The sequence below is a fragment of the Arthrobacter sp. Soil_N43 genome (assembly GCF_057655195.1).
Window position 1 is genome coordinate 1 of record NZ_JBDGML010000025.1, and the last position, 3766, is coordinate 3766.

Sequence of the window (3766 nt, forward strand, 5' to 3'; positions counted from 1 at the left end):
CGCGAACGGACACTTAAGCCCCGGGGCTTAAGTGTCCGTTCGCGCTTCTTCGCTTACGAGGCCAGCCAGATGTCGGGGCCGAAGACCTCGTAGTGGATCTGTGTGGCGGGGATGCCGGCGTCGATTGCCTCGTTGCGGATCTTTTTCATGAACGGCAGCGGGCCGCAGAGGTACAGCGACGCGTCGGCCGGCAGGTCCACTTCGCGCAGCGACATGAAGCCGGCTTTGGAGCCGGCCTGCGGCTGTTCGAGCCAAAGCTGGAGGTCGGCGCCTTCCAGCCGTGCCACGTCCTCGGTCATCTGCCCGCGCAGGGCCCAGCTGTCCAGGGTGCTTTCGGCGTGCAGCACCAGGACTTCGCGGTCCGATCCGGCTTCGGCCAGGGAGCGGAGGATGGATGCCGTGGGGGTGCAGCCGATTCCGGCCGAGGCCAGTACCACCGGCCCGTCGCCGTCCTTGAGTGTGATCTCGCCGTACGGGTTGGAAATTTCCAGGACGTCGCCGACGCCGACGGCGCTGTGCAGCACCGGGGATACCTCGCCGTCGTCGTCCAGTTTGGCGGTGAACGTGCGGCGGGTTCCGGCGTCGTCGGACAGGGAGTACTGCCGGACCTGGCGGAGGCCGTCCGGCAGCTGGACTTTCACGCTGACATACTGGCCCGGAAGTGCGGGTGTGACGGGAGTGTCGTCCGCCGGTTCGAGGGTGAAGGTTACGGCGCCGGTGCCTGCGGGCGTTTTTGCGGCAACGCGCCACGGCGTCCACATGCTGTCGTTGGCCTGCGCCGCGTAAAGACCCTTCTCCAGCTTGATCAGGGCGTCCGCCATGAGCCAGTAAACCTCGGTCCAGGCCTCTGCGATTTCGGGCGTGATGACCCCGGCCAGGTCCTCGGCGATGGCAGCGAACAGGTGCTCATAGACCACTTGGTACTGCGGTTCGGTGATTCCCAGGGAGGCGTGCTTGTGGGCGATCCGGGACAGCACGGTCTCGGGGAGCGAGCCCGGGTTGTTGACGAGGTGGGTGGCGAAGGCGGCGATGCTGCCGGCGAGGGCCTGCTGCTGGTTGCCGGAGCGCTGGTTGGAGCGGCTGAACAGGCCATCGAGGAGTTCGGGGTGCGCCGCGAAGAGCCGGGCGTAGAACTTGGGTGTGATGTCCCCGATCCGGGAGCCGACCAGCGGAAGCGTGGCCTCGATGACAGGGCGTGATTTGTCCGAGAGCATGTGTACTCCTGAGGTAATGGCCCGGGGCCTTCGTCCGGACCGAAATCCGAATATTGGTATTTAGAATGCCAATATTCATATCCAATTTCTACACCCTGTAGAAGTGATTCTCCAAATCCGAGAGGCGGAACGCCTGCTAGAGCCCCGGGCGCAAACCGATCGCCTCGAAGACCGGCGTCATCTGGCCTGAGGCGGGCAGCGTGGCGACCACCACGTCGTCAAGCTCCCGGTAAAACGCCTCGCGGGCGCGGGCCAGGGCGCCCCGGAGCCGGCAGTCCCTGATAAGCGGGCACGGGCCGCCCGGCGCGATGCAGTCCGCGGGGTCCTCGCGGGTATCCAGGTGCCTGAGGACCTGGCCCACCGTGACCCGGCGACCCGCAGCGCTCAGCCGCGAGCCGCCGTTGCGCCCGCGCTCAACGTCAATCAGTCCCAGCATGCGCAGCTTCGCCATCGCCTTGCTGACATGGTTATAGGGCGTGCCGACGGCGTCCGCCACGCTCTGGGTCGTGAGGAGGTCGGCCTCCGGCGCGGCCGCGAGCACCATGAGGGCGCGCAGGCTGACATCCGCGAAGGCGTTGATTTTCATGGCCTAAGCCTACTGATGCCGTGCAACTGGCCTCCGCACATGCCCGCTAGTCCACCCAGATGACTGGTTCATTCGTGTCTGCGCTGAGTTCGCCGAATTCCCACTCCCGGGTGGACTCTTTCGCAATGTAGGGCAGGACGGCAGCGAAGACGGCGCCGTCGCGGTGCTCGGTTGCCACATGGATGGCATCGGAGCCCTCTTCCACCAGCGTGATGTCGCAGACGATCGCGGCGGCCCGGAAGTCATCGCGGTTCTGGCGCAGCAGCTCTGTGATGTCGCTGATCATTCCGTCGGCATCGAACTCGTCGCCTGAACCGTCAGCAGCATCCGCCGGCGAAACGGCCACCAGGCGGACTTCGCCGTCGTTCTCCACCACCAGCGCGAACGGCAGGAAACCGCCGTTCCGCTCCAGCTGCTCCTGCGCTGCCCCCATGCCGGTGCCCAGCAGGTTTTCCAGATCGGTGGCGGTAGCCTCCGGAACCGATGTCCGCCAGGAATGCCCCGGCTGCGGTGCTGTTTCTGCCACTGCCGGTCCTAGCTGCGGACCAGGGCCAGCACGCGGTCGCGGACGCGCTCCATGGTGGCGTGGTCGGTGGCTTCGGCGTTGAGGCGCAGGTAGGGCTCGGTGTTGGACGGCCGGAGGTTGAACCAGTAGCTGCCGTCCGCTGCCGTGAACGTGCTGCCGTCCATGTTGTCGACGGTGACGTCCTCGCCGGCGAAATCGGCACGGACACGCTCCACGGCGCCGGCCTTGTCTTCGATCTCGGAGTTGATTTCGCCGGAGGAAACGTAGGGCTCGTACTCGCGGCCGAGCTCGGACAGCGGGCCGTCCTGCTCGCCCAGGGCAGCCAGCACGTGCATGGCGGCGAGCATGCCGGTGTCTGCGTTCCAGAAGTCGCGGAAGTAGAAGTGGGCGGAGTGCTCGCCTCCGAAGACCGCGCCTTCCTTGGCCATGACGGCCTTGATGAAGGAGTGGCCCACGCGCGTGCGGACGGCCCGTCCGCCGTCCTGCGCCACGAGTTCGGGCACCGCGCGGGAGGTCAGCAGGTTGTGGATGATGGTGGGCGTTTCCTCACCCTGGGCCTTGGCCCTCGCGATCTCGCGGCGGGCAACCATGCCGGTGATGGCCGACGGCGACACAGGGTGGCCCTTTTCGTCGATGACGAAGCAGCGGTCCGCGTCGCCGTCGAACGCCAGCCCGATGTCCGCCCCGTGCTCGACGACGGCGGCCTGCAGGTCGCGCAGGTTTTCCGGCTCCAGCGGGTTGGCCGGGTGGTTCGGGAAGGAGCCGTCCAGCTCGAAGTACAGCGGGATGATCTCGAACGGCAGCTTCGGCAGCAGGGTGTCGCCGAGGACGGCGGGGGTGGTGAGCCCGGCCATGCCGTTGCCGGCATCCACCACTACCTTCAGCGGGCGGGACCCGGAGAGGTCCACGAGCGTGCGCAGGTACTCGGCGTAACCCTTGAGGACGTCCTGGACGCCGATCTGGCCGCGGCTCGCGGCGGCGGGGATGGAGCCTGCGTTGAGGTACTGCTCGGCGAGGGCCTGGATCTCCTTGAGCCCTGTTTCGGAGGAGATGGGCACGGCTCCGGCCTTGGCCATCTTGATGCCGTTGTATTCGGCGGGGTTGTGGCTGGCGGTGAACGTGGCGCCGGCGGCGTTGAGGGCGCCACACGCGTAGTACAGCTCATCCGTGGAGATCAGGTCCAGCAGCTGCACATCGGCCCCGCGGGTGGCGGCGCCGTTGGCGAAGGCCTTGCTGAACTCGGGGGAGGAGGGGCGCATGTCGCCGCCGACCAGGACCGTCTGGCCTTCCAGGCCCAGCACGTCGACGAAGGCGGCCCCCACTGCTTCGACTATTTCAGCCGTGATGGAGTCGCCCACGATGCCGCGGACGTCATACGCCTTGAACGAGGCTGAAAGGTCAAAAATATTGGTCTGGTTGCTAGTCACGGGATTTATCTTA

At 66.6% G+C, this 3766-nt stretch carries 4 protein-coding genes; all 4 read right to left on the reverse strand.

The annotated features are described in order from the left end of the window. Positions 1-53: 53 nt before the first annotated feature. Positions 54-1214 carry a globin domain-containing protein gene (locus tag AC3A3W_RS01145; RefSeq protein ID WP_487440055.1) on the reverse strand — a complete coding sequence of 387 codons (1161 nt, stop codon included), beginning with the start codon at positions 1212-1214 and terminating at the stop codon, positions 54-56. Between the two features lie 136 nt (positions 1215-1350). Continuing rightward, positions 1351-1800: an RrF2 family transcriptional regulator gene (locus AC3A3W_RS01150; protein WP_487440057.1), complete on the reverse strand. Its 450-nt coding sequence runs from the start codon at positions 1798-1800 to the stop codon at positions 1351-1353. 46 nt (positions 1801-1846) lie between these two features. Then, on the reverse strand, positions 1847-2326 hold the full coding sequence (locus AC3A3W_RS01155; protein WP_487440058.1) for a hypothetical protein: 480 nt from the start codon (positions 2324-2326) through the stop codon (positions 1847-1849). A gap of 8 nt (positions 2327-2334) precedes the next feature. Further along, a complete protein-coding gene (locus AC3A3W_RS01160) occupies positions 2335-3753 on the reverse strand; it encodes a phosphomannomutase/phosphoglucomutase (RefSeq protein ID WP_487440059.1) in 1419 nt (472 codons plus the stop codon). Positions 3754-3766: the final 13 nt, after the last annotated feature.